We start from the raw sequence: 24,019 nt of genomic DNA, 5'->3' as shown, positions 1-24,019 counted from the left end.
TCCTCTGCAATGAAGCATGGATAGAGAGCCATACTGTAGAGGAGAGGTCGTGTTCGAGAACTTCAACGCCGCGATCGGCGAAATCAGCTTCACCGGCGTCAGCGCCCATCCCATGTCCGCCAATGGCGGCCGGCGACCCTGCAATCAAGGGCGAGCCGCCCCGTGTCGTTCATGGCTGAGGTGCCGCGAAAAAATCAAAGCCATCCGGTTGGTGATGATCCTCCCATCCTCACCCAAATTGTTTAATCGCCCTTTCAGTTGCAAACTCCTTCCAAGAGATGCGGCCTGTCTTTGCAAATTCCAGCAAGGCTCCCGACATCTCATAGGCGAGCCGCACGGCATCCGGCTTGCCGCCGGCTAGTGGCACACGCTCGGCTTCGACATTCCCAAACACGAACGGCTCATCGAATCCATGCGAGGAGCCCAGCCGACCGCCCTCGAAATCTGGCACCCAGGCGAACTCGTAAGCAAACGCCCGTCCTCCTGCATTGGCATGCGTTGAAGCGGTTCGTTGCGCGGCATCCCGATAGATCGTCGCCGAAAGAAACCGTTCTTCGAGTTCGGCAAGCCCGGCCTGCGGATAGGCCTTTTCCAGCTCCGCCAGCACTGCTTCAGAACGATCGGGGAAAAAGCGCGCAACCGTCGAGAGGACCCGCGCGCGGTCCTGTGGCGCCTGCATGATGCCGAAGGCATACCACATGCGCGCCTCGTCACGGGTCCAACCGACCACCATCTGCTTGTCGCGGTAGGCTCCGGAGGCAAGCCCCTCGAGCGGATGGCGCTTCAGGCTCGTGCCGTCCAGCACGATGCCCATCGTGCGACCGCCGGGAGAATTGCGTTCGCCGAGATCAGTGGCGATGATCCTTTCCTGCACGGCAAGAATGGTTTCGACAGGAAGGTTCTCCAGCGCCTGACGGTTTTCCGGTTCGATACCGGCCTGTTGCAGGAAATCCAGCGCCATGCCGCTGGCCGTTTGCGGATCGATGATGCGGCTGGCGGAGCCGCTCATCATCCAGGCACGCCGGAAGAGGTGCGCGACACCGTCCATGCCGAACAGCGCGCCGATCGTAAAGCCGCCAGAGGAGAGGCCAACCAGCGTGACGTTGCCCGGATCGCCGCCGAAATCGGCGATATGCGCCTGCACCCATTCAAGCGCCAGCACGAGGTCCAGCATGCCGCGATTGGCCGGGGCTCCGTCGCCCGTGACATCACCGAGATGCAGGAAGCCCAATGCGCCTGTCCGAAAATTCGGCCGCACGAAAACCACATCGCCACGGGTGATGAAGCCGAGTTCATCCTGGTAACCGCCATTGACCGAGCCCGTCTGAAAGCCGCCGCCAAGGACATGCACGATGACCGGGCGGCTGGCATCGTCTGCCGCCGGCGTGAAGACATTGAGGTTGAGGCAATCTTCGCCGGTCTCGAATCCGGTATTGCGCGTCGTCCAGTCCGGCACGGGACGACGGATCTGGGGCGGCGCCTTGCCGGGCTGCGTCGCATCGACAAGGCCCTTGGCCATCACCGCCTGCGGCGGCTGGAAACGTAGAGTGCCGACCGGCGGTTGGCCATAGGGAATGCCGAGAAAGCTCAATCCCCGCGCGGAGACAAGGCCGCGATAGGTCGCGCCATCAGAGGAAATGTCGATCGCCGTCATACGCTCACCGCCTGGTCGAGAAGATGGCAGGCCGCCTGCTGACCATCGTCGAGCTGCCGCATTACCGGAGGCTCGATCGCGCAACGTTCATGGGCGTGCGGACAGCGGGTGCGGAACGCACAACCGCTCGGTACTGCATGGGCGCTCGGGATTTCGCCACTCAGCCGCGCTCTTTTGCCGGCGCCTTTGCCGGGCGCCGAGGCAAGCAGCGCCTGCGTATAGGGATGCGCCGGGGCGCCATAGATGCGATCGCGTGGTCCCTGCTCGACGATCTCTCCGAGATACATGACGGCAATCTCGTCGCACATGAACTGCACGACGCGCAGGTCGTGAGAGATGAACAGCATGGTCGTGCCGTGCCGGTCTTGCAGGTCGCGCATCAGGTTCAGCACCTGCGCCTGCACCGAGACGTCGAGCGCACTCACCGGCTCGTCGGCGACGATCAGTTCCGGATTGGTGGCAAGCGCGCGGGCAATGGCGATGCGCTGGCGCTGGCCGCCAGAAAACTCATGCGGAAACCTGTCGAGGGCGCTCGATGGCAAGCCGACTTCGGCAAGCAGGTTGCGCGCCACCTCCGCCCGCGAAGCGGGCGCGCCGATGCCGTGCACGAGCTGCGGTTCGGTCAGCGTCTCGCGCACCGTCATGCGGCCGTTCAACGAACCGAACGGGTCCTGGAAAATCATCTGCATGTGCCGCCGCTGGCGTCGCAGTTCTTCCTGCCGCATTGCCGCCAGATCGACGCCCTGAAAACGGATATCGCCAGTAGTCGGGTCGATGAGCCTCAACACGAGCCGCGCGGTGGTCGATTTACCGCTGCCGGATTCCCCGACAATACCGAAGGTCCTGCCCTTGGCGATGGAGAACGAAACGTTGCGGACGGCCTTGACGGCTTTGAAGGATTTTGAGAGGCCGCGGACTTCGAGCACCGGCGCCGGCACGATGTTCATCACAGGCGTGCCTCCTCGACCGGATGCCAGCAACGGACGAGCGATGCGCCTGCCGGCCCAAGTTCGGGACGCGTACGACACTGTTCATCGGCCCGCAGGCATCGCGGTGCGAACCGACAGCCTTTGGGCCAGGTGCCTACGGGCGGCACTGTGCCGGGAATGGGTGTCAACCGATGACGGGTCTCGCCGTGCGCCGGAATTGCGTCGATCAGCCCGCGCGTATAGGGGTGCCGCGGCGTCTCGACGACCGCCCTGCTCGTCGCCCGCTCCACCACGTCGCCGGCATACATGACCACGGCGCGGTCACAGAAATCCCCGACCACTTCGAGATCGTGGGTGATGAATAACATCGCAAGGTCGAGCTCGCGGCGCATGTCTTCCAAAAGGTCCAGCACCTGCGCCTGGATCGTCACATCAAGGGCGGTGGTCGGCTCGTCCGCGATGATCAGAGACGGACCGCAGGAAATGGCGAGCGCGATCATGACGCGCTGCCGCATGCCGCCGGATAGTTCGTGGACATAGCCCTTGAGGATGTCGCGCGCCCTTGGAATACCGACCTTAGCAAGCAGCTCGGCCGCCCGATCAGTCGCGGCGCGGTGGCTCAAGGCCAGGTTATGGCGCAGCGTATCGGTCATCTGCCGGCCGATCGTCAGCGTCGGGTGCAAGGCCGTCATCGGCTCCTGGAAGATGAAGCCCATGTGCCGGCCGCAGAGCTTGCGCCGTTCCTTCGGAGGCAGGCCGGAAATCCGCTGACCATTCAGCATGATCTCACCGGTGATGACCGCATTGTCGGGTGCAAGGCCCATGACAGCGCTGGCGGTGATAGACTTGCCGCAGCCGGACTCGCCGACCAGCGCCACCGCCTCGCCACGACCGATCGAGAATGAAACATCGGTGACGATGGGGAGGAGACCACCCTCGTTGCGAAACGACAGCGACAGTCCCTCGACCTCCAGCACCGGCCCGGTCTTTTCCGCCTCCTGTGGCATGGCAAACGCCTCCGGTGGAATATGCGTGTTCATTGGTAACGTATCCGCGGGTCGAGGAGAGCGTAGACTATGTCAATCGCAAGGTTCAGCACGGCGAGAATCAAAGAGATGGTCAGCACGCCACCCTCGACGAGCGGATAATCGCGCCGCGCGACAGCTTCCACCAGCATGCGGCCAAGCCCCGGCAACGCAAAGATGATCTCGATCGCCACCGCCCCGCCGAGCATGTGGCCGGCAGCAAGCCCAACCACGGTGACGACCGGAATGGCGGCGGTGCGTAGCGCATAACTGCCGATGACCTTGCTTTCCGGCAGGCCCTGGGCACGCGCAGTGGTGATGTAGGGCTCGTTCAATACGTCGAGCATGGATGAGCGCATCATCCGGGTCATCAGCGCCGACTGACGCACTCCAAGCGCCAGCGCCGGCAGAAAGATGGTCGCCGCGAAGGCGATGATTCCGGCCGATGGCGGATTGTAACCCGCGACCGGAAACCAGCGCAGCGTCACGGCAAAAAGGAAGATCAGCAGCAGCGCGAACCAGAATTCCGGCAGCGAAATGCCAAGCACCGCGCTGACGATGACACCCCGGTCAATCGGCTTGTTGCGGTTCATCGCCGAGATGAGACCGAACGTCACACCGATGACGATCGTCAGCGTCAAAGCAACGACCGCCAGCATGATTGTCACGCCGGCATATTCGGGAATGATCTTCATCACCGGCTCGCGGAAGAAAATCGACTGGCCGAGATCGAGCGTCACGATATCCTTCAGCCAGATGAAGAACTGCACATAGATCGGCTGGTCGAGGCCGAGTTCACTCCTGAGCGCTGCGATCTGGTCGGCGGTGGCCTGATCGCCGAGCATCATGCCGGCCGGATCACCTGGGGAAAGGCGCAGCAGCAGGAACACCAGGATCAGCGGAACGAAGATCGTCGGAAGGATGAGCAGGAAACGCCGGGTCAGATAATTGAGCATCAACGCCTCCTCGCCAGCCGCGGATCGAGCACGTCACGCAGCGCGTCGCCCAGCAGATTGAGCGACAGGATCGTCAACATCAGCGCCAGTCCCGGAAAGAGTACGATCCACGGCGCCTGGCTGATGTAGTTGCGCGCTTCTGTCAGCGCATTCCCCCAGCTCAGGTCCTTCGGACCGATGCCGACGCCGATGAAACTCAGCCCGGCTTCGCCGAGCACGGCGGCCGAGAAGATGAAGGAGGCCTGGACCAGGATCGGCGAGCTGACTGCCGGCAGGACGTATTTCGTGAAGATGCGCAATGTCGGCACGCCGACCGCCCGCGCTGCCTCGATCATCTGCAGTTCTCGCACAACAAGGACCTGGCCGCGAACGATCCTGAGCGACGGCGCGATCAGCACGATCGACAGCGAAGTCATGACGGTCGTGACGCTCGGTCCCATGATGCCGGCGGCAGCCGTCGCCAGCACGATGCCCGGAAACGCCATCAGTCCGTCGACGAAGCGCATCAGCACCACGTCTACCTTGCGATAGAAGCCGGAAACCACCCCGAGCACGATCGCCATCGACATCGATATAGTGGTCACGACGAGACCGACGAGCAGCGAAGTTCGCGAGCCGTGCAGCACCATCTTGAACATGTCGCGGCCAAGATTGTCGGTGCCGAACGGGTGCCCCATGCCCGGCGGCGTGAACCGCAGAGCCGGGCTGACGCGCATCGGATTCCCGGGGGCGATCACCGGCGCCAGGATTGCTCCAAGCGTCAGGATCATCAAGACGACGATGGAAAAGACCGCCGCGGGATTGCGGATCAGCCTTTGCCACAGGGGCCTTTGGCTGGAGACGAGGGTTGCCTCCTCGCCAGCCGCCAGTCGTTCCGGCAGATTTTGCTCGATCGTGCTCATGCTCACTTCGCCGGCGGTGGCGCCACGTTGTAGAAGTCGTCCGAGCGGGCCGGAACCCGCGGCGCGTTACCGACGCCCTTGCGCATGCCGTACATGTTGGACTCGGTCCCGTATTTGATGAATGGAAACTGATCATAAGCAAGGGCATGAATCTTCTCGAAGATCGCCTTGCGCTCCTTCGGGTCGATCGTCGTCGAGATTTGCTTCATTAGCTCAGTCTTCTGAGCGTCCGCCCAGAACCCCGGATAGGTCGGGTTCAGGTAAGCGATCGACGTGGGGTCCACGTAGGTCGGCAGGAAACTGGAAAAGGCATCCATCTGGGCGACATTGGCGCGGGCCTGAATGTAGCTCGCCATCGGTGACTGGACGATATCTACCTTGATACCGAATTCCTCGAGCTGCTGGCTGGCGGTGATCGCCGTCAGATAGTGCTTCTGGTATTGCTCGCTGGCGACCAGCCAGCGTATCGGCTGTCCCTTGTAGTTCGACTTGGCGAGATATTCCTTCACCTTGGCGGCGTTCGGTTTGCCGAAACCATCCGGAACGCCTGCCTTTGTGTACCAGAAGGAGTTCGGATCAGGAATCCAGCTCGGATCGAGCGTATAGAATTCCGCCTTGCCGACGGAAGCCTGCATGATCGGCTGCATTTCCAGTGCATAATAGATCGCCCGGCGCAGGTTGACGTCGGCGGCAACCCCGTCCTTGGTGTTGAAGACCACCGTCAGCGACTGATTGTTCGGCACGACCACTGGCTCGGTCTCCGGATTGTTCTTCAGCGCATCGTAGAAATCACTCGGCAGTTCGCGGGCGATGTCGATCTGGCCAGTAATCAATGCGTCGCGGCGCACGGAAGGCTCCGGCATCAGCCGGAGATTGATCTCGTCGGCATAGGCGTGCTTGGCGCCCGACATTGCCGAAGGCTGCTCCTTGCGGCTCTGATAGCCGCTCCAGCGCGCCAACTTGGCGCCCTGGTCGGGCTGGTAGCTTGCGAGCGTATAGGGGCCGGTGCAATCGAGCCCCTTGGTGGCGATGGTCGGCGAAGCGCCCTCCAGCGACTTCGCCGACATGATGGCGGATTGCGCGCCGGCCAGCAAGCCCGGCAGAATAGGGCTAGGGCTCGTCAGTTCGAATTCGATGGTCCTGTCATCGACCGCCCTGATCGTCTTGGTGGTCGCCTTCAGCGAGGCGCCGATGCCTGCAGATTCCCGGAAACGATTGAGCGAGGCGACGACGTCCGCGGATGTAACGGCGCCGCCGGAATGGAATTTCAGGCCCTGGCGCAGCACGATCGTGAGCTTCAGCCCGTCCTTACTGTACTCGAAACTATCGGCCAGCATAGGCTGCGGCGTCCAGTTCTCGTCGAGGCCAAACAATCCTTCGCAGACGAGATAGGATGTTCCCCAGTTGACCCCGAACGTAGTGACGACCGGGTCAGGTGACGGGGCCATCTGCGAAATGGCGATGCGCAGATTTCCGCCACGCTTCGGCTCCTGCGCACCGACAGGTGCCGTGAGCAGCGCGGTTGCGGAAATGCCCGCTAAAAGCATCAAATTCCTCTTGCTATTCATTATCCACTCCTCCCATGACTGGATCAAGATTAGGTTGGTCGGCGCGGATGGTCCGGCCGGCCGGCAAGGTTTGCAATGGCAGTTCAACGGGCAGGTCGAGCACCAGGAAAGACAGCGTCTTGCCATGCGTATCGAGGCTGAGGCTCGAATTGACGCCGCCTTCCAGTGCATCGTCGATGACGAAATTGAGCGCCTGCAGCTTCGGCAGCTCGTATCGGACGACGTTCGTCGCCCCGCGATGGGCAAAAAGCTCTGCGATGCGGGCGGCCGTCACCTGCTCGAGCAGGATCGGCCAATATTGCGGCTGATAGGCGATGACGTTGACATTGAGCCGATTGCCCTTGTCGCCTGAACGGCCATGCGCGATCACATGTAATGGAACGGTGATGCGTGCACTGTTCAAACTACGTCTCCAACGAAAGTGTGCGAGACCGAGACCAACGAACGGGGCACGAGGTGCGAAACAGTGCGGACGCGCGGGCGCACGCTCTGGCGAACGCCACCGCCCCCCGCGGGGCCGCAACAATAGAGCGCATTCACCTCCTGGACCGCCGCCTCGACCGCCGGAGCCTCGCCGCCGAAGGCGAAACGGACACGATAATCGCCATTGCCGTCCGCCTGGAAACCCGAAAGCAATACGCCCCGGTCGTCATCGAAGGTGCTGACAGTGCCGATGATATCCGCTCTCGATGTAACATCGAGACCACGCATTGCTAGGCGCTGCCGGATGATCGATATCGCCAGCCGCGCCCGCTGGAGCGCATTAGGTCCGGCATAGGAGATTTCGGCCTCGCCCAACCAGTCGCCGTAATACCCAACCGTCGCCTTGAGCTTTTCCGGCGCCGCACGGCCGCGCGCGCCGCTGACGCGAACCCGGTCGCGGGCGATGCCGATGACGTCCACATCAGTCAGATCGAGAGTGACGTCGGGCGTCAGATAGGCGGCCGGATCGTGGATTTCATAGAGAAGCTGTTCCTTGACAGTTCGCGTGTCGATGCAGCCGCCCGTCCCTTCGGCCTTGGTCAAGACGAAAGTCCCGTCCGCCTCCACTTCGGCGATCGGAAACCCGATATTGGCGGGAGCCGGCACATCCTTGAAACCGGGATCAGCAAAAAAACCCCCGGAGACCTGCGAACCGCATTCCAGCAGATGGCCGATCAAGGTTCCCGCGGCGATGCGATCGAAGTCGTTCCAGTCCCAGCCGAAATGCGCGGCAAGCGGACCTAGGGCCAGTGCGGGATCGGCTACGCGACCCGTGACCACGACCTGCGCGCCGGCACGGATCGCCTCGGCGATCGGCTGGGCGCCGATATAGGCATTCACGGCGATCACGTCTCCGGACGGCGCCGGCAAATGGCTGTCGCCTTCCCAGCGTTCTGTCGCTGCGATATCCACCTTGCCGCTCAGGTCATCGCCTTCGACGACCGCAACGCGGATATTCGCCAGCCCGAATGCCTTCGCCATATCGATGATAATGGCCGCGGCGGCACGCGGGTTGGCGCAGCCGAAATTGCCGACGATGACGATGCCTTTCTCGATACAGATTTTCAGGATCGGCAGCAGGAATTGTTCCAGGAGAGGCTCGTAGCCCTTTCTCGCATCCCGGCGCTTGGCGATCTGCCCGAGCGCCAGTGTTCTTTCGCCGATTGTCTCGAAGATAATCGCGCCGCCCTCGCCCGCAGCAGCAATGGCCGCAACAACCGATTGCGCGGCATCGATACGATCACCCGAAAATCCCGCTCCACTGCCGATCCGATACACTTGCATTTCCTCCGTCGAAATTTTCGTAGGTAAATTTATCGATAATGTCAACGATGATTGTTTTGCTCATTAAGATGCGATAATGCTTGCAATTGGGAGCTTCGTCTGAGAGCAGCGATTAAATGGATGAATCAACTGAGAAAAGCGGCAGCTGGGAAGCAGTCTACCGCGACCTGCAGCGCAAGATTATATCCGGCGCCTGCCGTCCGCGAGAAAGGTTGATCGAGGACGAGATCATGGCACGCACCGGCGCAACGCGGCACGGCGTACGCCGCGCGCTCGATGAGTTGGAAAAGGCCGGCCTCGTCATTCGCCAGCCGAACAAGGGGGTTCAGGTTCGCGACTATTCGGTTCGAGAAGTCGAGGAACTTTACGAAATTCGCGAATGCCTGGAGACACAGGCTGCCCAACATTTTTCCACGCCTGCCCCCCGGCAGTTTATTGCTGCCATAACCGAGGTGGCGGAGAAACACCGCGATGCCTCACGGGCGATGCGATTCTCCGAGGTATTCACGCTCAACAACCAGTTTCATGAACTGCTCTACGGCCAGGCCGGCAATAAGCGGCTGGCGGAAGCGATCCAGCATTACACCTTCTCCACTCACCCGATCCGAACCCGTGCCTTTCCCAACGAGGAGATGCGCGAAGTGGCGATCAAGGAGCACTTCGCAATGATCGACGCCGTCCGGGACGGCGATGGAGGCAAGCTCGCCGAGATCATCCGCGGCCACATTTCACGGCCCAAGGAGTTCTACCTTCAAGCCACCAATTTCGAGGCGTCGTTCGAGGAAGATCTAGCAGACGAGGCATCGATAAAGTCGCGCGCGCAGCCAACTTAGGGCCTAAACCCTACGTTGGCTGCGGTTAGGCAGATTTGCTCAGGAAGAGCATCCTGCAGTTGCTCCTGAACTGATAGCTATCGAATATCAACCGGCGACCGAAAAAGGCACGTCCAGAGATCGAGGTGAAGCGCGCGGAGCAATCTATAGAGATCGTTGGGAAAGAACAGGGCGATGCGGGTCGCCCAAGGTCGGATGCCAGCCCCGTTCCTGTTCAGATTTCCGAAGACGCATCTATTCCGGCGGTGAATAGAGGCTCTGCCATTTCGGCGGATACCAAAGATTCAGCATTCATAGATGCACCAACCGAGATCAAGGAAAACGTCGCTGCAGAAGGAGAGACACCGCCCGTAGATGTTTTGGCCAAGCCCGCCACCATACCGCAGCTTAAGCGCCGGAAAATGACCGAACCGGTTGTGAGGCGACTGGCACCGTTGAGCCAAACGGAAGACGATGAGTTTGCAGCCCCAAAATCGTTTATCGATGAGATGGGCGATCTCGATGTTGAGGTCGATGCTTTGCGGCACCGCCAACGGCTTGGAATTGAACTTTAGTCATATCCTATTTTTAGGGTCGCATGATTAAAATTAAGTAATTTCTAACTTTGGAACAATATGATCTCAGTAATGCTTCGGCGCTTACACTGCTGCTATCGGGTCTGTGAATATTCACGAAGCGAGGGCTGTGTGTTCGAAGTGTTTGCCTGCCGAATTCAACTTGAAGCGCCAGCATGACTAACCTGCGCATTAAAAGAGGTGTATGAACAACACGATGGCGGATTCTTCATCCTGACGGGTTATTCCGAATTTCACTCATTCGCATGAGTCATGCTCTATCAGGCAGCTCCTACGTTTTGATGCTGAGTATAGCGAACTCCGGCAGGAACCTTCATTACTGCTTTGCACCTCGCTCGGTCGAGCCAAAACCTTGAAGTCGCGCGTATTCTAGGCTGGCAGGCCGATAGTCGAGGGAATTCAGGCGGCTCATACTTGGCAAACCTGCCTACTCCCTCCCTCTTTGGACCCCCCGCGATGACCAAGATCTTACCCTTCCCCTTCCGTCGCAATGCGTTGGCACCCAGAAGACAACTATGGGATGCAATCCATGACGAAAACATCAAGATTGGAAGCGAGCTCTCGCACTTGCGGGATCGACTGGTTACCGTCAACCAATATCTTGAGAACGCTTTAGCAGAGATATTTTCGACACCCCCGCATCCCTGCGAAACCAAAGATGATGCCGAGGCGAAGTGCACGACAGTCCTTAAGCCGGGGCCGGAATAGGACCCAGTCTCTGATCCGCTCAGAACCACATCCGAACCCACGATCAAGTGGCCCAAGTCGGGCTCTCGAAACCAAAGGAAAGCAAATGTTTGGAAGTTCCAGCGTTTCCCGCATGCAGACGCAATCGTTAGGCCTGATCACAGCAAACATCATGATTGCCGATGCTGGTCTTAACATCCGCTACATGAACGCATCGGTGATGGACCTCATGAGAGAGGCGGAGACAGACCTAAAAAAGGAGCTGCCGCGCTTTGAATTTTCGAAACTCATCGGCAGCAACATCGATATCTTTCACAAGAACCCGTCGCATCAGCGCCAGATGCTCGCGACCCTTAAAACACAGCACCGGGCGACAATCTGGGTCGGCCACCGGGCATTTGACCTTATCGTTACACCGCTTCTCGATGGGCACAAGATTACCGGCTACGTCGTCGAGTGGGCGAATGCGAAAGAACGCCTGCAGAACTTGGACTACCAGGGACAGATGGTGGCGATCAGCCGGTCCCAGGGTATTATCGAATTCACGACAGACGGCGAGATTGTGACCGCCAACGAGAATTTCCTGAACGCTATTGGCTACCGTCTGGATGAGATCAAGGGGCGTTCGCATAGCATGCTGGTGGAAGCAAGTTACGCACAGTCGGCCGAATATAAGGAATTCTGGAGCGCACTTCGCCGCGGTGAAGTTCAAGCAGCGGAGTTCACTCGATACGGTAAGAATGGCAAGGTCGTGGTGATCAACGCCTCCTACAATCCTATCCTGGATTCGAAGGGCAAAGTGACGAAAGTCGTCAAGTTCGCAACGGACGTGACGGAGCGCGTCCATGCGGTGAACACGATTGGTGCTGCCCTTACGAAACTCGCGCAGGGTGATCTCTCGTTCAGCCTTGACCAGCCTTTCGCTGCTGACTTCGAGGGCCTTAGGCGGACAATGAACGAAGCGCTAGAACAGATGCGCAACGCGCTGGGAGCCGTTGCGCAGTCGACCGACCATATCGACACCGGTACGCGCGAGATCAGTCAGAGTGCAGAAGATTTGTCCAAGCGCACCGAACAGCAAGCCGCATCTCTTGAACAGACGGCTGCGGCACTTGACGAGATCACCGTAAACGTAACAAACGCCTCTAAACGTGCCGAAGAAGCGAGACACGCGGCCGCAACAGCTAGCAGCAACGCCGAGCGCTCAGGCAAGGTGGTGGCGGACGCAGTCGGCGCAATGTCCCGCATCGAGAATTCCTCCAACCAGATATCCAATATCATAGGTGTTATCGACGAGATTGCATTCCAGACGAACCTGCTGGCTCTCAACGCCGGCGTGGAAGCTGCCCGCGCGGGCGAAGCTGGCAAGGGATTTGCGGTCGTAGCCCAAGAAGTGCGCGAGCTTGCACAGCGCTCAGCGCAAGCGGCCAAAGAAATCAAAGACCTGATCAGGAACTCCTCCGAAGAGGTCAGTACTGGGGTCAAGCTTGTCAGTGAGACCGGTGACGCACTTCGGACGATCCAACAGAATATCGTTGCGGTCAACGACCATATGGAGGCGATCACAAGCTCAGCAAGGGAGCAGGCAACCGGCCTGTCCGAGGTCAATTCCGCCGTAAACCAGATGGACCAGGTCACCCAGCAGAACGCTGCGATGGTGGAGGAGACGAACGCGGCAAGCGCCACGTTGGCCCAGGAAACTGCTCGTTTGCGCCAGTTGATCGAGGGCTTTCAATTGGGTGGCGGGCGCGAACGGTCCGGATCCCGCCAACTCAGTTCCGCCACGGCTCGCCACCTGCCTGTCACTTCGCCAGCTCGGCGAATGGTCGCAAGGGTCGCCGCGGCGGCCGGTTCCTCAGCGAATGGACCATCGCGCGCCTGGGACGAATTTTGATTGGTCAGGGTTCCTCAACGTCAATTGGGGAACCCCAGCGCTGACCGCCGCTTGCTTGCTGCTGCCACAACGTTTCTTACTCAAGCGCTGGCGGCTTCAGCGAAGCGGTCTCGGCATGAGGAGATTCGGGGGTGGCATGGACTTCGAGGCATTTTTCAAGAGCGAACTGGACGAACTTCATGGGGAAGGCCGCTACCGTGTGTTCGCCGATCTGGAGAGGCACCGCGGCAATTTTCCCCGCGCCACGCGCCATACTCCCGATGGCCCGAAGGAAGTGACCGTCTGGTGTTCGAACGACTATCTCGGCATGGGCCAGCACCCCGCCGTGATCGAGGCGATGAAGGAAGCCATCGATCACTGTGGCGCGGGTGCGGGAGGCACCCGGAATATTTCTGGCACCACGCATTACCACGTCATGCTCGAGCGTGAACTTGCCGACCTGCATGGCAAGGAAGCCGGCCTGATCTTCAATTCCGGCTATATGTCGAACTGGGCGACGCTCGGCACGCTCGGCCAGAAGATCCCCGGCCTGATCATCTTCTCCGATGCGCTGAACCACGCGTCGATGATCGAGGGCATCCGTTACGCCAAGTGCGAACGGGTGATCTGGAAGCATAACGATCTCAACGACCTCGAAGCGAAGCTGGCGGCCGCCGATCCGAACGCGCCGAAGCTGATCGCCTTCGAAAGCGTCTATTCGATGGACGGCGACATCTCGCCGATCAAGGAAATCTGCGATCTCGCCGATAAATACGGCGCGATGACCTATCTCGACGAAGTCCACGCGGTCGGCATGTACGGCCCGCGCGGCGGCGGCATCGCCGAACGCGAAGGCCTGATGGACCGCCTGACGGTCATTGAAGGCACGCTCGGCAAGGCTTTTGGCGTGATGGGCGGTTATATCGCCGCCTCCAGCGCGCTCTGTGATTTCATCCGATCCTTCGCCTCGGGCTTCATTTTCACGACGGCGCTGCCGCCGGCGCTGGCAGCCGGGGCGATCGCCTCGATCCGGCACCTGAAGGCAAGCCCGTTCGAGCGCGTCCGTCATCAGGACCGCGTCAGGAAGCTGCGCACCATGCTCGACCACCAGGGCATTCCGCACATGCACAACCCGAGCCATATCGTTCCGGTCATGGTCGGCGATGCGGCCAAGTGCAAGTGGATCTCGGATATCCTGCTCGACACCTGCAATGTCTATGTGCAGCCGATCAACTATCCGACCGTGCCGCGCAAGACCGAACGCCTGCGCATCACCCCGACGCCTCTGCACAGCGATGCGGATATCGAGCACCTGGTCGGCTCGCTGCACCAGCTGTGGTCCCGCTGCGCGCTGGCGCGGCAGGTGGCTTAACTTCCACTGGCGTCTTAAGGCAAACCCTAAGCCCTTCAGCATCCTTTGCTGTGATACCATAAAACGGCAGCGTTCTCGCGAACGCCAAGCATGTCCTGCAAGCCGTATCGAGTCGACTCTGTTACAAAAAAATTTCGTCTGAGATCGAGCGGCTGACGACTTTCTCAGCGAATGCCGGCACCGAGTGCGTCCGAACGAGCGATTCTAGTGCGAATCCGCTTCCCCCGGAAGGCTGTAGGTCCTCTGGTTCCAAAGGCCTAGAACATCGCGAATCTTTAGAACGCGACTGGCATCGCACCGGTAATAGACGGTCGGATCGTGACGGCGCGTCTTTACGATCGAGAGGTCGCGGAGTTTCTTGAGGTGCTGGGGCAGCGCGGATTGGCTCAACCCGACAGCCCGGGCCAGGCCTCCGACGTCCCACTCCTTGTGACTGATTAGTGTGACGATCAATAACCGGGAGGGATTTCCTATTGCTGCCAGCACCCGGGCGGCTTCTTCAGGCGAAAAGGTGTAATGGTCGAACTTGGTGGTCACGGATTTATCCTCGCCAGCTGGCTGGCCTTGAAGCACTAGGCGGCGGCACTTTTGCCGGTTGGCACCAAAGCATCTTCGATCTGCCGTCCTTCGTCCAGGTTTGCCAACATGATGCTCATGATGCTTGGAAGAGCCTCCTCGAACGCAGCGACGCACTCGGGATCGAACTGTGATCCGGCCCGCTCGCGGATGTGAGCGACCGCTCGTTCGACACTCCAGGCCTCCTTGTACGGCCTCACCGTCGTCAATGCGTCGAAGTTGTCCGCCAAAGCCACGATCCGGCCCGCAAGGGGAATCGCCGATCCGGACAGACGCAATGGATAGCCCTGACCATCCCATCTCTCGTGGTGGCTACTGGCGATTGATGCGGCCAGCTGAAGGAGGCTGGACTGCGACTCCCGCAGGATATCTGAGCCGACGGTCGTATGCTGCTGCATAGCCGCGAACTCCTGTTCCGTCAACTTTCCGGCTTTCAGGAGAACCGCGTCGGGTATGGCGACTTTACCGATATCGTGCATCGGAGAAGCAAGGCGGATGTCGGTGCAAAGCGGCTCGTCGAGGCCGTAGGCGCGGGCGATAGCCTCCGAATAGAAACCGACGCGTCGCGTGTGTTTCGCGGTTTCCTTGTCCTTGTAGCTGGCAGCGATTGTCAGGCGCTCGATGATTTCCTCCTCGCGCGCTCTCAGTTCGGCCACGGCTTTTTCGACCTCAGTCCTCAGCCATTCGGCTTTGTCGGCAAGCTTGTTGCGCGCATCCACCAGTGCCATGAGATTGCGAATTCGGGCTTGGAACTCCAGCGGGTTGACGGGTTTGGTCAGGAAATCGATCGCTCCCGCGTCAAGCGCAGCCATTCTTGTCGCAATGTCTGTATCCGCCGTGACGAAAACCGCGGGTTTGTCGCGGTATTTCTCAAAGCGGGAGATCTCGAGGAGAAGCTCGACACCGTTGTAGACGGGCATCTGAAAGTCGATGATGGCGACGTCGTAGTCGAGCGCGGGCATGGCGAGGAGCAGATCGCCTGGCGTGTCGTACGTCACCGCCTCGCACCTGAGTTTCTCAACCAGTTTCTTCAAGAACAAGAGATTCGTCTTGTTATCGTCAATCAGAAGGATACGCATTGCTTGTTCCTAAGCGGCAAGGAAGGTCCGGTGTGTGGAAATGGTCTGGTCAAGCTCGCGAATGTCACTCAGCGTGATATCTCGACCCCGTAAATTTTGGCAATCATCGGCAAGGTTTTGGAACCCGACGCTACTGGCGGCTCCCTTGAAGGTGTGCAGCAGCCGATCAACATCGTTGAACTCGCCTCGGGAAGCTGCGTGATCGAGTTTACCCAAAAGACCGGAGGCATCGTCGAAGAAACTGACAAGCAGCTCCTGCCATCCGTCCTCGCCCAAAGCTTCGATGACTTCCTGCCGTCTGGCCTGAAATTTGTGGTCGGCGCTCACGGGTAGCGCGTGATGCCGTTGGACGGAAAGGATGACCTCGCGGAGTTTTGCCAACGATACTGGTTTTGACTGGAATCCGTCCATTCCTGCTTCGCTACAAAGGTGTCGGTCATCCTCTGAGGCGTTTGCTGTCATCGCAACAATCGGAACTCGACCGCGTTGGCCGTCCAGCTGACGAATCCTGCGCGTGGCTTCGAGACCGTCCATCCCCGGCATTTGCATGTCCATGAGGACAAGGTCGAAATCGCGGATTGAAGCAATATCAACGCCCTCGACGCCGTCGCGTGCTACGATGACCTCTTGGCCGAGTTTGGCGAGAAAACCGCGGGCAACGTCCTGATTGACCTTGTTGTCCTCGACCAACAGTATTTTCATCCGTGGGAGCGATGACATGCAGATGGTGGGGGCCGGCCCCGTTTCGCGAGCATCCTTTATAGAAGCCGCCGGTGCAGATACTTCCAACCAGAAAGTACTGCCTCGCCCCTTCTCACTCTCGGCTCCAATCTTGCCGCCCATAGCCTCAACGATCTGCAGACAAATCGTTAGCCCGAGACCGGTGCCACCGAAGCGCCGGTTGATGGTGGCGTCAACCTGACTGAAGGGCCGAAACAATTTATCCAATCCCTCCTGATCTATACCTATTCCCGTGTCGCTGATCTCGAAGCGCGTCCGGGGGTCGGCATCGTTTTCAAGCTGAAGAATTTTCACAGTGATGCGGCCGTTGGTGGTGAATTTTGCCGCGTTGCTCAACAGATTGAGAAGAACCTGCTTAAGCCGCGTCGGATCGGCAAAGACAACTGGATCGACCAGTTGTTCTGGAATTTCCAGCTGAATGCTATTGCCATTTTCCAGCGCTCGGTCATTTACGATGTCAATTGCGGCCCTCGCGACGAGCTCCAAATCGGTCGGGCGCAGTTCCATGGTCAGCATGCCGCTCTCGATTTTCGCATAGTCGAGTATCTCGTTTATGATTTCCAACAGAGCTTCACCGGACTTGCGGATGGTCGCCACGCTCTGACGGACATGGTCGGGAAGCGCTGCGAGTTGAAGCAGTTCGGCGGTGCCGAGGATGCCATTCAGTGGAGTGCGGATTTCGTGTCCCATGGTCGCCATGAACTGGGATTTTGCGCGGTTGCCGGCGTCTGCGGCCTGGTAGGCCATCTGCAGGTCGTTCGACATGGTCTCGAAGCTGATCCCCGCGGCGCGCACGGCGCGCAGCTGTCGGTTGAGCCTATAAATAAGGAATACAACGGAGAGCACAAGCGTCACAACGAGCATGGCGGACTTAATTTGAAGTGCCATGAGGGTTTCGCGAGCCTCGGCCCGGTCCGAGCTGACAGCGTTGTTGGCATAGATCAGCAGAGCTTCAGTCCGTGACAGCATGTCCTCGACAGATTCGTCAGCGGCAATGAGTATCGGCGACGACACACTGCGCCCTGCGGCTATACCGTCGAACACATCTTCCAGCTTCCTGATATCCGTCCGAATGTCGCCTAGGGCCGGACCGGCATCGTGGTCGCCTCCAAAGCTGCGGTCGAATTTGCCTTCGTCGAGGATCGTCATCCGGGAATACAGGATGTCATACCGCTGCGATGCTTCCTTCAACGCCGCCTTGTCCGCCTCGCCGCGTACGGAAATGACATGAAGCGTCTCGTGCAGCTTCCGCGCTTCCCGGTCGAGTTGATAGACAGACCAAAGCGCGTTTTCGCGGATACCATCCTGCAAAGTCGAATATCGGTGGGAGATGAGAGCGAAAATCACGGCGAGGCCGACCAGCAGGACCACCGAAAAAGCCTGCATGACCACAGTAGCCTTGTTCGCTCTGCGAATTATCTCGCTGCCCGGATGCAACGACTGGGTCACTCGACAACCTCGATTTCCTTGATCTGCCACACGGATCGCGCGAAGTACTTTTCGTTGTAGAGGTTACGGTCCTTGTCGAAAGGATAGATCAGGAACAGCGGCCCCTTTTCACGGATAGACATCGTTTTTCCGTCGATCCGCGTGGCAAGGATAGTGTCAAGCTTGGCGTCTTCGAACGGCAGGTCGGCCGCGTAGTCATTGAGGGCCTTTACTCTGAGCACTCTGCCCCTCGCACCAGCTGCTTCCAGGACGGCTCTCAGCAAGGGCCCCGAAAAGCTCACCTCGCCCGATGTCCAGGGGGTCCCCATTTTCGCGTCTCGGCCGGATAGGTTCTCGAGCATATCGAGATCGAACTGAGCCCTCTTTCCAGCATTAGGGTGATCAAGGTGGGCCGAGACAATCGTCAAGAGGACCTCACCTTTGGGTGCATCCAATGCCGCGGCGGGTCCGGTCCCGAATACCAAGGCAACAAGAAGGAACATGAGATTAATGCGGGCCGATACAATCACGTCGTCGCCTCCATGGCGTTGCGTTCAGGGGTGTGGAAGGGTCAGTCGAACGGTATTGATGACCCGAAAGATGGGCAAAGCGTTTTGGCATCAGGTCTGATGGACTACTGGACAGCCCAACCACCCAAAATATAGGGTGCAAAGGTTTACAGGCTGTCAGCTAAGATGCTCGAATGCGAAACACCTGCTTGATTTTTGAGCGGTAATGACGAGTTTTCCAGCAGCGTCTCAGGCGTCAACCCGCAGATTCGGTTGAATTAAGTCCGTTCATTAAACTTATACGGGGTTACGTTAACCTGGATTTAAGACTTTAACCCCAATTTTTGACCGGATCCCCGATTACGTCGCTCACCTGAGAGCCTGCCAGAAGTGGTGCAGATGTCCGAACTACCCGCCGATTTGAGCTCGTTTCCCAGGCATAGAAGGCTGGTCCAGGATGCTGCGCTCGAACTTGCGCGCCGGGCTGTTCCTTTCGAATTCGTTAGCGTCAGCGGTCTTGACCTCGGCGACTACAAGGTCGGCAATTTCACCAGCGTGACCTCGAATTTCCCGCCCGCGTTCGTCGAAGCCTATGAAGAGGAAAAACTCTATCTAACCGATCCGGTCGTTCTGGCGGGTTCTGCAGGCGCGCGGGTTGCGAGTGACGCGACAGTCATAGAGGAATACCAGACCCCTCAGAGACTGGCCTACCTTCTGAGAACCTTTAGGATCTTGCACAGGGTTGCCTTCTTCCTCCGAAGGGGAATAGGCAACTACGGGTCCGTGACGTTTGCCCGTGAGGGCGGCGCCTTCATGTCCAACGAGATCGAATACCTTGAACTCATCGCGCCGACGCTCCATGAGAAAGTCACCCGCCCGGTTGTCGATCGGTTCGGCGCGGAGATCGCGGGGCTTTTAGAGGGCGAACTCGAATGCCTGCGGCTCGCGGGCCAGGGTCTGACAAGCGAAGAGATCGCGAACACGTCCCGCTTCACGAGAGAGACAGTCGATAGCTACCTCAAGGCGGCGGCGAGGAAGCTCGGAGCCCGAAACAGAGCCCATGCTGTCGCAGAGGCGATACGCCATCGACTTATAGACTAAAGACGAAGATTTCGCCGTTTTTGACCGCTTTTCGGGCATTTGCTCGGAAAAGCACGCATTTCGTTGGCTTGCAGGGATTTTTTTAATCCTCCGTTAGATTCTCACCCCTATTTTCGGGGTCAGCGAAATCAACGGAACTTGAACCGTGGCCTTCGCGTCGTCGGCATTCAATCTAAGACGACCGGCTTTTCAATTGAACCTCATCCCGCGTGTGGCCGCCTTTCGCTGCTTCCACGCAATCGCTCGCTATCAGCGACTGCCTCAGAAAGGCAGCGAACCCAGCCGCATGCTTTAGACGCGGCCTATAAGGAAAACACGAATGACACTGTCTCTCTTCGGCCTTTCGGACACAGGCGCCGTTATGTCGGCTATGAACCGTTCACAGGCGATCATCGAATTCGATCTCCACGGCAAAGTCCTGACGGCCAACGCCAACTTCTGCGCGGTCCTCGGCTACGAGCTTTCCGAAATCGTGGGACACCATCACCGCATGTTCATCGACCCCGGCGAAGCAGGGTCTACCGAATATCGCGCCTTCTGGGAGCGCCTCGCCGCAGGACAGTTCGAACAGCGCCAATACAAGCGGATCGGCAAGGGTGGTCGCGAGGTCTGGATCGAGGCTTCCTATAACCCGGTGATGCGTCGCGGCAAACCATATAAGGTCGTGAAGTTCGCGACAGACATCACGGCCACCAAGCTCAAGGCGGCGGAAGACGCCGGAAAGATCAACGCGATTTCGAGAGCCCAGGCGGTTATCGAATTCACCCCTTCCGGCGAGATCATCACGGCCAACGAGAATTTTCTAACCGTGCTTGGATACCAGCTCTCGGACATCGCGGGCAAGCATCACTCGATGTTCTGCGAACCGGATCAAGTCAGAACGCCTGAGTACGGATTGTTCTGGGATCGGCTACGTAACGGAGAGTTCATGTCCGACGAGTTCACCCGTATTGGACGCGGTGGCAAGAAAGTCTATATCCAGGCCTCCTACAACCCAATCTTCGATCTGAACGGCAAGGTTTTCAAGGTGGTGAAGTTCGCGACCGATGTGACTGGTCGCGTCGAAAATGTCCTCGCGCTCGGAAACGGCCTTCAGCAGCTCTCGTCCGGGAACCTCTGTGCCGAGCTTCCAACGTCGTTCATCCCGGCGCTTGAACCTCTCCGGATCGACTTCAACCACACTTCGAATCGTCTGCGTGATACGATGCGATCGATCCGGCAGAATGCGCAAGCAATCGCGGCCGGCTCCTCGGAGATGAAATCGGCGGCGAACGATCTAGCAAAGAGAACCGAACAGCAGGCCGCCTCAGTCGAGGAGACCGCCGCCGCTCTGGAAGAAATCACCCAGACGGTTTCCGATTCAAGTCGACGGGCAGACGAAGCTGGCAAGCTGGTGATAGCCGCCAGGTCCAACGCCGAACAATCCGCCAGCGTCGTCGCCCGGGCGATCGATGCGATGGGCGCGATCGAAAAGTCCTCCCGCGAGATCGCCAACATCATCGGGGTCATCGACGATATCGCCTTCCAGACCAACCTCCTCGCGCTCAATGCAGGGGTTGAGGCGGCGCGGGCAGGTGAAGCTGGCAAGGGCTTTGCCGTTGTCGCACAGGAAGTGCGCGAACTTGCGCAACGCTCGGCGGCCGCGGCGAAGGAAATCAAGTCTCTGATCAACCTCTCCGGAGAGCAGGTAAAGACAGGCGTGACGCTGGTTGACGAGACCGGCCAAGCCCTAAGGCTCATCGCGACACAGGTCAAAGACGTCGATGTCAATGTCGCGGCGATCGTAGAAGGTGCGAGAGAACAGGCGGTCGGGCTGCGCGAGATCAACGTCGCAGTGAACACGATCGATCAGGGAACGCAGCAGAATGCCGCGATGGTCGAAGAGTCGAATGCTGCAAGTCACGGCTTGGCCGCCGAGGCGACGGCATTATTCAGCGTGATCAGTCAGTTCCAAATGGAGGATGACGTCACGCCGAGCGCCAAGAGGCCGCTAATTCTAAGTCCTGTCGATACTTCTCCCGTTCATGAACTCCGCCGGAAAGTGACCCGTCAGTTCACGGGCAACGCCGCAGTGGCCCAGCAGTGGGAGGACTTCTGATGCTGTCCAATTCGCGCAACCAGGCCGTAGTCGGCGATCTCGATATCATCGCCTTCCGCCTGCGGGGTCAGGAGTTCTGCGTCGAGACGACGAAGGTCCGCGAAATTCGCGGGTGGGTCGCCTGCACACCCGTTCCTTACACGCCTCCCGACGTTCTCGGGGTCATCAACCTTCGCGGCGAGGTCGTTCCCATCATCGATCTCGCAAGGCGGCTGGGGATGGAAATGACCTCCGGTACGGACCGTTCGGCGATCGTCGTGGCAGAAGTCGGGGACGCAATCGTGGGACTTCTTGTTGATAGCGTCTCCGACATTCTGACAGTCAGCAGTTCGAAAATACAGTCTGTGCCGGATGTCGTTGTGGCAGGCTCAAGAGCGAGGTCGACGCGGGGAATGCTGACACATGAACAGGGAATGATCTGTCTACTTGACCTCCCGCAGCTTCTTGGCGGGGGAGACGGCAATCAGGACGGAGCGGTGGATCATGCCCGACCAAGTGTCGCGACACGTCATTGATCTGGTCGATGCGTTGCTGGCAGAGGGCTGCGACATGTGGAGCGTCGGTCGCGGTTATTGCATCGGCGAACCGACGCAGGAGCCGATGGCAACCAACGTGAAGGCGATCCTCAAGAAATTCGGCCCTCGCGATCACCTGATGGAGGAAATCTCCGGCCACCTGCGCCGGATCGGGCGGACAATAGATCAGCCGATCTGACCCCGGCATTTCAAGAGATCACCCGCCTGCGGAGCGCTTCGGCGATCGCCTGCGTACGGTTCGCGCATCCCAGCTTCTTGATGGCGTTCTTGATATAGCTGTTGACGGTGTCGGCCTGGTAGCCCGTCGCCGCCGCAATGGCCTCACTTGTCAATCCGAAGCTGGCTTGGGTCAGGCAAGCGACTTCTCCGGCGGTCAGCTTCATCTGTGCGGTTGCAAACTTCTCCATCAACCGTCTGACGATGGCTGTATGAATAGGTTCAGCGACGAGTTCCAGAAACGCAAGCTCCTCTGCATCAAAAGGGTGCACACGTGTAAAGCATACACCACCGTATACGATATCGTTGCGTCGAACCGGTATGAGCGTCCGGTTGAGAACCTTGAACGACCTAATCAGGTAGAGCAAGCGCTGCGGAGGTTCGCAGGTCTTCCACACCTCGCTTTCAACCACAATGCCTTGGCCGCTCTTGGCGGCCTTCACGAACGGATCGTTGCCTACCAAACCTTCGGCCGCATATGCCTCGATAAAAGCAGGCGGGAAATCACTGTCGATCGATGTTGCCTGCCCGAAGCGATAGCCGTCAATGTCAAGACCACTGATAGCGATATGGTCAAACGGTACCGCCAGCCGTATCCGGTCGACAATCGGGTGCCTAACGAAATGCCTGTGGCGCGGAACGGAACGCAGGTCCACGTAGTCGTCAAGAGCGGGTAAGTCGTTTTTGTTAACAGCTGAAAATGGCATAACTAAGCGCGTCCTTGATAAATCTCAATTATAAGGCGGAAAGATTAACGCTTGTTAAACATTCGCTTTACTCCCACATGACGACGAGCTCTCAACCTCCATGTCGAGCTCTAGCTGTCGTTTTGCATTTAATCAGATTCTTCCTCACTTTGCGTGGCGCGGAGGGAGCATGCGTGCCCTCGGCAGTCCAGGGCCTGCCCTACCGTGCATTGCGCGCTTCAGCGTCTTGAGACGGTTGATCTGGCCTTCGGCCTGTCCGTTGCTCCAGGGCCGCTCAATTGCGTTGTTGACGGCATCGATGTGTCTGCGAGGGACGCGGGCGAACCTGGCTCATCTGTTCTTCGACGGCCGAGCGAAGATTCTAGACCAGATGAAATCGATCGGCAACCTGTCGCGCCTACGGTGCGCCCGCCCGAACAGCCTGCGCATCGATGCCGCAGCGGTCCGGGCTGACCACTTCGACCGGAGGATGGCTCCGCAGCCACTTGGCCGCACTCTCAACGATCTTCCAGAATGTCGACAACCGAGCGGCGCTCGAGATCAATCATGATGGTCCCGTAGCTTGTCGCCCGCCACCAACTCCAGTCATCGATGCCGACCACCCGGACTTCGGAGGCGGGTGAGCGACCCTGGCATCCCGCTTCAACAGTCGCAGGATAGTGCCGTCGCTGACCGGCCTGCCGAGCCGCTGCATCAGGCGCTCGCCAGGGCGCCCCCCCGTGCAGTGGCCAAGGCAGGCCAAGCTTCACTCCGACCTCCATTTTTGCTAACGTTAGCGCATGTGGGCAAGCGTCGTTATATATCTCCCTTGTAGCGAGAATATTGCTTCGCGGCAGACTGTTGCCGAAGGCGAAAGCAGACCACTGGCCGAGCCTCTGGCGCAGCCC

21 protein-coding genes and 1 pseudogene are annotated in these 24,019 nt (G+C 59.1%); 8 read left to right on the top strand and 14 right to left on the bottom strand.

The genetic code is table 11. The annotated features are described in order from the left end of the window. Positions 1 to 229: 229 nt before the first annotated feature. From ACSQ8R_RS25350 to ACSQ8R_RS25315, 8 genes are read right to left on the bottom strand one after another with little or no spacing between them, the layout of a single operon-like run. Positions 230 to 1,654, bottom strand: coding sequence for a carboxylesterase/lipase family protein (locus ACSQ8R_RS25350; RefSeq protein WP_436256103.1), 1,425 nt, complete (start codon positions 1,652 to 1,654; stop codon positions 230 to 232). After that, a complete protein-coding gene (locus ACSQ8R_RS25345) occupies positions 1,651 to 2,592 on the bottom strand; it encodes an ABC transporter ATP-binding protein (protein WP_436257278.1) in 942 nt (313 codons plus the stop codon). The genes ACSQ8R_RS25350 and ACSQ8R_RS25345 overlap by 4 nt, the downstream gene beginning before the upstream one ends. Before the next feature lie 8 nt (positions 2,593 to 2,600). Next, a complete protein-coding gene (locus ACSQ8R_RS25340) occupies positions 2,601 to 3,623 on the bottom strand; it encodes an ABC transporter ATP-binding protein (RefSeq protein WP_436256102.1) in 1,023 nt (340 codons plus the stop codon). Further along, positions 3,620 to 4,564 carry an ABC transporter permease gene (locus tag ACSQ8R_RS25335; protein WP_436256101.1) on the bottom strand — a complete coding sequence of 315 codons (945 nt, stop codon included), beginning with the start codon at positions 4,562 to 4,564 and terminating at the stop codon, positions 3,620 to 3,622. Before ACSQ8R_RS25335 ends, ACSQ8R_RS25340 begins: the two co-directional genes overlap by 4 nt. Beyond that, complete coding sequence (locus tag ACSQ8R_RS25330; protein ID WP_436256100.1) at positions 4,564 to 5,466, bottom strand: ABC transporter permease; 903 nt, start codon at positions 5,464 to 5,466, stop codon at positions 4,564 to 4,566. The genes ACSQ8R_RS25335 and ACSQ8R_RS25330 overlap by 1 nt, the downstream gene beginning before the upstream one ends. Positions 5,467 to 5,468: 2 nt before the next feature. Further along, on the bottom strand, positions 5,469 to 7,034 hold the full coding sequence (locus ACSQ8R_RS25325; protein ID WP_436256099.1) for an ABC transporter substrate-binding protein: 1,566 nt from the start codon (positions 7,032 to 7,034) through the stop codon (positions 5,469 to 5,471). Further along, the gene (locus tag ACSQ8R_RS25320; protein ID WP_436256098.1) at positions 7,027 to 7,437 is read right to left on the bottom strand and encodes an AtuA-related protein; all 411 of its coding nucleotides are present in this window, start codon (positions 7,435 to 7,437) and stop codon (positions 7,027 to 7,029) included. Before ACSQ8R_RS25320 ends, ACSQ8R_RS25325 begins: the two co-directional genes overlap by 8 nt. Next, complete coding sequence (locus ACSQ8R_RS25315; protein WP_436256097.1) at positions 7,434 to 8,801, bottom strand: acyclic terpene utilization AtuA family protein; 1,368 nt, start codon at positions 8,799 to 8,801, stop codon at positions 7,434 to 7,436. The genes ACSQ8R_RS25320 and ACSQ8R_RS25315 overlap by 4 nt, the downstream gene beginning before the upstream one ends. Before the next feature lie 116 nt (positions 8,802 to 8,917). Between ACSQ8R_RS25315 and ACSQ8R_RS25310 the strand changes: the two genes are divergently transcribed. From ACSQ8R_RS25310 to hemA, 4 genes are all read left to right on the top strand, one after another. Beyond that, positions 8,918 to 9,634 (top strand): GntR family transcriptional regulator, encoded by a 717-nt coding sequence (locus ACSQ8R_RS25310; protein ID WP_436256096.1) that lies wholly within the window; start codon positions 8,918 to 8,920, stop codon positions 9,632 to 9,634. A gap of 125 nt (positions 9,635 to 9,759) precedes the next feature. Next, on the top strand, positions 9,760 to 10,188 hold the full coding sequence (locus ACSQ8R_RS25305) for a hypothetical protein (protein WP_436256095.1): 429 nt from the start codon (positions 9,760 to 9,762) through the stop codon (positions 10,186 to 10,188). An 814-nt stretch (positions 10,189 to 11,002) separates the two neighbouring features. Continuing rightward, entirely contained in the window at positions 11,003 to 12,790 is a 1,788-nt protein-coding gene (locus ACSQ8R_RS25300; RefSeq protein WP_436256094.1) for a methyl-accepting chemotaxis protein, read from the top strand. Positions 12,791 to 12,926: 136 nt separating this feature from the next. Further along, positions 12,927 to 14,141, top strand: coding sequence for a 5-aminolevulinate synthase (hemA, locus tag ACSQ8R_RS25295; RefSeq protein ID WP_436256093.1), 1,215 nt, complete (start codon positions 12,927 to 12,929; stop codon positions 14,139 to 14,141). 204 nt (positions 14,142 to 14,345) lie between these two features. Here the strand turns inward: hemA and ACSQ8R_RS25290 are convergent, their stop codons facing one another. The 4 genes from ACSQ8R_RS25290 to ACSQ8R_RS25275 are packed head-to-tail and all read right to left on the bottom strand — an operon-like array spanning position 14,346 to position 18,495. Continuing rightward, complete coding sequence (locus ACSQ8R_RS25290; protein ID WP_436256092.1) at positions 14,346 to 14,678, bottom strand: ArsR/SmtB family transcription factor; 333 nt, start codon at positions 14,676 to 14,678, stop codon at positions 14,346 to 14,348. A gap of 35 nt (positions 14,679 to 14,713) precedes the next feature. After that, positions 14,714 to 15,796 (bottom strand): HD domain-containing phosphohydrolase, encoded by a 1,083-nt coding sequence (locus ACSQ8R_RS25285; RefSeq protein WP_436256091.1) that lies wholly within the window; start codon positions 15,794 to 15,796, stop codon positions 14,714 to 14,716. A 9-nt stretch (positions 15,797 to 15,805) separates the two neighbouring features. Beyond that, a complete protein-coding gene (locus ACSQ8R_RS25280) occupies positions 15,806 to 17,986 on the bottom strand; it encodes an ATP-binding protein (protein WP_436256090.1) in 2,181 nt (726 codons plus the stop codon). Next, a complete protein-coding gene (locus ACSQ8R_RS25275; RefSeq protein WP_436256089.1) occupies positions 17,983 to 18,495 on the bottom strand; it encodes a molybdopterin-dependent oxidoreductase in 513 nt (170 codons plus the stop codon). The genes ACSQ8R_RS25280 and ACSQ8R_RS25275 overlap by 4 nt, the downstream gene beginning before the upstream one ends. Positions 18,496 to 18,873: 378 nt before the next feature. On the opposite strand from ACSQ8R_RS25275, the gene ACSQ8R_RS25270 reads away from it, so the two are divergent. The 4 genes from ACSQ8R_RS25270 (at position 18,874) to ACSQ8R_RS25255 (ending at position 22,387) form a co-directional block, all read left to right on the top strand. Continuing rightward, entirely contained in the window at positions 18,874 to 19,575 is a 702-nt protein-coding gene (locus ACSQ8R_RS25270; protein ID WP_436256088.1) for an autoinducer binding domain-containing protein, read from the top strand. A 319-nt stretch (positions 19,576 to 19,894) separates the two neighbouring features. Continuing rightward, positions 19,895 to 21,673 (top strand): methyl-accepting chemotaxis protein, encoded by a 1,779-nt coding sequence (locus ACSQ8R_RS25265; protein WP_436256087.1) that lies wholly within the window; start codon positions 19,895 to 19,897, stop codon positions 21,671 to 21,673. After that, positions 21,673 to 22,188: a chemotaxis protein CheW gene (locus ACSQ8R_RS25260; protein ID WP_436256086.1), complete on the top strand. Its 516-nt coding sequence runs from the start codon at positions 21,673 to 21,675 to the stop codon at positions 22,186 to 22,188. The genes ACSQ8R_RS25265 and ACSQ8R_RS25260 overlap by 1 nt, the downstream gene beginning before the upstream one ends. Continuing rightward, the gene (locus ACSQ8R_RS25255; RefSeq protein WP_436256085.1) at positions 22,157 to 22,387 is read left to right on the top strand and encodes a hypothetical protein; all 231 of its coding nucleotides are present in this window, start codon (positions 22,157 to 22,159) and stop codon (positions 22,385 to 22,387) included. Before ACSQ8R_RS25260 ends, ACSQ8R_RS25255 begins: the two co-directional genes overlap by 32 nt. 10 nt (positions 22,388 to 22,397) lie before the next feature. Here ACSQ8R_RS25255 and ACSQ8R_RS25250 read toward each other — a convergent pair whose 3' ends face one another. Together ACSQ8R_RS25250 and ACSQ8R_RS25245 are read right to left on the bottom strand one after the other, a co-directional pair. Further along, positions 22,398 to 23,132 carry a LuxR C-terminal-related transcriptional regulator gene (locus tag ACSQ8R_RS25250; RefSeq protein ID WP_436256084.1) on the bottom strand — a complete coding sequence of 245 codons (735 nt, stop codon included), beginning with the start codon at positions 23,130 to 23,132 and terminating at the stop codon, positions 22,398 to 22,400. A gap of 364 nt (positions 23,133 to 23,496) precedes the next feature. Next, positions 23,497 to 23,865 (bottom strand): annotated as a pseudogene (locus tag ACSQ8R_RS25245) (ISL3 family transposase); the annotation flags it as partial. Positions 23,866 to 24,019 lie beyond the last annotated feature (154 nt).

Origin of the sequence: Neorhizobium sp. LjRoot104, from assembly GCF_964253725.1 — a bacterium.
Taxonomy (GTDB): Bacteria; Pseudomonadota; Alphaproteobacteria; order Rhizobiales; family Rhizobiaceae; genus Neorhizobium.
This window is presented reverse-complemented; position numbering and strand designations above follow the sequence as displayed.